The sequence below is a fragment of the Flavobacterium pasteuri genome (assembly GCF_048286615.1).
Classification (GTDB): Bacteria; Bacteroidota; Bacteroidia; order Flavobacteriales; family Flavobacteriaceae; genus Flavobacterium.
Map to the genome: position 1 here is coordinate 1 of NZ_JBLVPN010000015.1, position 5,533 is coordinate 5,533.

Annotated in this window: 1 protein-coding gene; it reads left to right on the forward strand. The window is 41.7% G+C overall.

The features are described 5' to 3' along the window. Window positions 1–5,533 (forward strand): hypothetical protein (locus ACNQF6_RS15640; protein WP_417966946.1); only part of this gene is annotated, 5,533 nt, incomplete at both ends.

Here is a 5,533-nt window from a genome sequence, read left to right on the forward strand (position 1 = left end):
GACTACATCAGGTTCAACTGCTTTAGCTTCAGAAATATCTCGTGCTACTTCTGCTGAAGCAACATTGACTGCGACTATAGCAACTGAAACAACTCGTGCTACAACCGCTGAAGCAAGTAAAGAAGCTTTGGCAAACAAAAGTACAAGTGTAAGTACGGACGGAACATCCGACACGAAATACCCAAGTGTAAAATCGGTTAAGGATTATGTTGACGCTTCAACTACATCAGGTTCAACTGCTTTAGCTTCAGAAATATCTCGTGCTACGACTGCTGAAGCTACATTGACTACAGATTTAGCATCAGAAACATCTCGTGCCACGACTGCAGAAGCAAGCAAAGAAGCTTTGGCAAACAAAAGTACCAGTGTAAGTACGGATGGAACATCTGATACGAAATACCCAAGTGTAAAATCGGTTAAGGATTATGTTGATGCTTCGACTACATCAGGTTCAACTGCCTTAGCTTCAGAAATATCTCGTGCTACGACTGCTGAAGCTACATTGACTGCTAGTATAGCAACTGAAACAACTCGTGCTACTACAGCTGAAGCAAGTAAAGAAGCTTTGGCAAACAAAAGTACAAGTGTAAGTACGGACGGAACTTCTGACACGAAATACCCAAGTGTAAAATCGGTTAAGGATTATGTTGATGCTTCGACTACATCAGGTTCAACTGCCTTAGCTTCAGAAATATCTCGTGCTACGACTGCTGAGGCGACATTGACTACAGATTTAGCCACTGAAACAACTCGTGCTACTACAGCTGAAGCAAGTAAAGAAGCTTTGGCAAACAAAAGTACAAGTGTAAGTACAGATGGAACTTCTGACACGAAATATCCAAGTGTAAAATCGGTTAAGGATTATGTTGATGCTTCGACTACATCAGGTTCAACTGCTTTAGCTTCAGAAATATCTCGTGCTACGAGTGCTGAAGCTACATTGACAACAAATTTAGCAACTGAAGTATCTCGTGCTACTACAGCTGAAGCTACATTGACAACGGATTTAGCTTCAGAAGTATCTCGTGCTACTACAGCTGAGGCAAGTAAAGAAGCTTTGGCAAACAAAAGTACAAGTGTAAGTACGGATGGAACTTCTGACACGAAATACCCAAGTGTTAAATCGATTAAGGATTATGTTGATGCTTCGACTACATCAGGTTCAACTGCTTTAGCTTCAGAAATATCTCGTGCTACTTCTGCTGAGGCTACATTGACAACAAATTTAGCAACTGAAGTATCTCGTGCTACTACAGCTGAAGCAACATTGACTACAGATTTAGCAACTGAAACAACTCGTGCTACTGCAGCTGAAGCAAGCAAAGAAGCTTTGGCAAACAAAAGTACAAGTGTAAGTACGGATGGAACTTCTGACACGAAATACCCAAGTGTTAAATCGGTTAAGGATTATGTTGATGCTTCGACTACATCAGGTTCAACTGCTTTAGCTTCAGAAATATCTCGTGCTACGACTGCTGAAGCTACATTGACTACAGATTTAGCCACTGAAACAACTCGTGCTACTACAGCTGAAGCAAGCAAAGAAGCTTTGGCAAACAAAAGTACAAGTGTAAGTACAGATGGAACATCCGACACGAAATACCCAAGTGTAAAATCGGTTAAGGATTATGTTGATGCTTCGACTACATCAGGTTCAACTGCTTTAGCTTCAGAAATATCTCGTGCTACGACTGCTGAGGCTACTTTGACAACAAATTTAGCAACTGAAACAACTCGTGCTACTACAGCTGAAGCTACATTGACAACAGATTTAGCTTCAGAAGTATCTCGTGCTACAACCGCTGAAGCAAGTAAAGAAGCTTTGGCAAACAAAAGTACAAGTGTAAGTACGGATGGAACTTCTGACACGAAATACCCAAGTGTAAAATCGGTTAAGGATTATGTTGATGCTTCGACTACATCAGGTTCAACTGCTTTAGCTTCAGAAATATCTCGTGCTACAACTGCTGAGGCTACATTGACAACAAATTTAGCCACTGAAACAACTCGTGCCACGACTGCTGAAGCTACATTGACTACAGATTTAGCCACTGAAACAACTCGTGCTACTACAGCTGAGGCAAGTAAAGAAGCTTTGGCAAACAAAAGTACCAGTGTAAGTACGGACGGAACTTCTGACACGAAATATCCAAGTGTAAAATCGGTTAAGGATTATGTTGACGCTTCGACTACATCAGGTTCAACTGCTTTAGCTTCAGAAATATCTCGAGCTACAACTGCTGAAGCTACATTGACTGCTAGTATAGCAACTGAAACAACTCGTGCAACAACTGCTGAAGCTACATTGACTGCGACTATAGCCACTGAAACAACTCGTGCTACTGCAGCTGAAGCAAGCAAAGAAGCTTTGGCAAACAAAAGTACAAGTGTAAGCACAGATGGAACTTCTGACACGAAATACCCAAGTGTAAAATCGGTTAAGGATTATGTTGATGCTTCGACTACATCAGGTTCAACGGCTTTAGCATCAGAAATATCTCGTGCTACGACTGCTGAAGCAACATTGACAACAGATTTAGCCACTGAAACAACTCGTGCTACTACAGCTGAGGCAAGTAAAGAAGCTTTGGCAAACAAAAGTACAAGTGTAAGTACAGATGGAACATCCGACACGAAATACCCAAGTGTAAAATCGGTTAAGGATTATGTTGACGCTTCGATTACATCAGGTTCAACTGCTTTAGCTTCAGAAATATCTCGTGCTACGACTGCTGAAGCTACATTGACTACAGATTTAGCCACTGAAACAACTCGTGCTACTACAGCTGAAGCAAGCAAAGAAGCTTTGGCAAACAAAAGTACAAGTGTAAGTACAGATGGAACATCCGACACGAAATATCCAAGTGTAAAATCGGTTAAGGATTATGTTGACGCTTCGACTACATCAGGTTCAACTGCTTTAGCTTCAGAAATATCTCGTGCTACAACAGCTGAAGCAACATTGACTACAGATTTAGCATCAGAAGTATCTCGTGCTAATACAGCTGAAGCTACATTGACTGCGACTATAGCCACTGAAACAACTCGTGCTACTACAGCTGAAGCAAGCAAAGAAGCTTTGGTAAACAAAAGTACAAGTGTAAGTACGGATGGAACTTCTGACACGAAATACCCAAGTGTAAAATCGGTTAAGGATTATGTTGATGCTTCGGCTGGATCAGGTTCAACAGCATTAGCATCTGAAATATCTCGTGCTACGACTGCTGAAACGACTTTGACTACAGATTTAGCATCAGAAGTATCTCGTGCCACGACTGCTGAAGCTACATTGACTGCGACTATAGCCACTGAAACAACTCGTGCTACTACAGCTGAAGCAAGTAAAGAAGCTTTGGCAAACAAAAGTACAAGTGTAAGCACAGATGGAACATCTGACACGAAATACCCAAGTGTAAAATCGGTTAAGGATTATGTTGATGCTTCGGCTACATCAGGTTCAACTGCTTTAGCTTCAGAAATATCTCGTGCTACAACTGCTGAGGCTACATTGACAACAAATTTAGCAACTGAAACAACTCGTGCTACGACTGCTGAAGCTACATTGACTACAGATTTAGCCACTGAAACAACTCGTGCTACTACTGCTGAAGCAAGCAAAGAAGCTTTGGCAAACAAAAGTACAAGTGTAAGTACGGACGGAACATCCGACACGAAATACCCAAGTGTAAAATCGGTTAAGGATTATGTTGACGCTTCGACTTCATCAGGTTCAACGGCATTAGCTTCAGAAATATCTCGTGCTACGACTGCAGAAGCTACATTGACTACAGATTTAGCCACTGAAACAACTCGTGCTACTTCTGCTGAAGCTACATTGACTGCGACTATAGCAACTGAAACAACTCGTGCTACTACTGCTGAAGCAAGCAAAGAAGCTTTGGCAAACAAAAGTACAAGTGTAAGTACGGACGGAACATCCGACACGAAATACCCAAGTGTAAAATCGGTTAAGGATTATGTTGACGCTTCGACTTCATCAGGTTCAACGGCATTAGCTTCAGAAATATCTCGTGCTACGACTGCAGAAGCTACATTGACTACAGATTTAGCCACTGAAACAACTCGTGCTACTACAGCTGAAGCAAGCAAAGAAGCTTTGGCAAACAAAAGTACAAGTGTAAGTATGGACGGAACATCTGATACGAAATACCCAAGTGTAAAATCGGTTAAGGATTATGTTGACGCTTCGACTACATCAGGTTCAACTGCTTTAGCTTCAGAAATATCTCGTGCTTCAACAGCTGAAGCAACATTGACAACAAATTTAGCCACTGAAACAACTCGTGCTACTACAGCTGAAGCAAGCAAAGAAGCTTTGGCAAACAAAAGTACCAGTGTAAGTACGGACGGAACTTCTGACACGAAATACCCAAGTGTAAAATCGGTTAAGGATTATGTTGATGCTTCGACTACATCAGGTTCAACGGCATTAGCTTCAGAAATATCTCGTGCTACGAGTGCTGAAGGAACATTGACTTCGAATTTAGCAACTGAAACAACTCGTGCTACTACTGCTGAAGCTACATTGACTACAGATTTAGCCACTGAAACAACTCGTGCTACTACAGCTGAGGCAAGTAAAGAAGCTTTGGCAAACAAAAGTACAAGTGTAAGTACGGATGGAACTTCTGACTCTAAATACCCAAGTGTAAAATCGGTTAAGGATTATGTTGATGCTTCGACTACATCAGGTTCAACTGCTTTAGCTTCAGAAATATCTCGTGCTACGACTGCTGAAGCTACATTGACTGCTAGTATAGCAACTGAAACAACTCGTGCAACAACTGCTGAAGCTACATTGACTGCGACTATAGCCACTGAAACAACTCGTGCCACTACAGCTGAGGCAAGTAAAGAAGCTTTGGCAAACAAAAGTACCAGTGTAAGTACGGATGGAACTTCTGACACGAAATACCCAAGTGTAAAATCGGTTAAGGATTATGTTGATGCTTCGACTACATCAGGTTCAACTGCCTTAGCTTCAGAAATATCTCGTGCTACTACTGCTGAAGCTACATTGACTACAGATTTAGCCACTGAAACAACTCGTGCTACTACAGCTGAAGCAAGTAAAGAAGCTTTGGCAAACAAAAGTACAAGTGTAAGTACGGACGGAACTTCTGACACGAAATACCCAAGTGTTAAATCGGTTAAGGATTATGTTGATGCTTCGGCTACATCAGGTTCAACGGCTTTAGCATCAGAAGTATCTCGAGCTACGACTGCTGAAGCTACATTGACAACAAATTTAGCATCAGAAATATCTCGTGCTACGACTGCTGAAGCTACATTGACTACAGATTTAGCCACTGAAACAACTCGTGCCACGACTGCAGAAGCAAGCAAAGAAGCTTTGGCAAACAAAAGTACCAGTGTAAGTACAGATGGAACATCCGACACGAAATACCCAAGTGTAAAATCGGTTAAGGATTATGTTGATGCTTCGACTACATCAGGTTCAACGGCTTTAGCATCAGAAATATCTCGTGCTACGACTGCTGAAGCTACATTG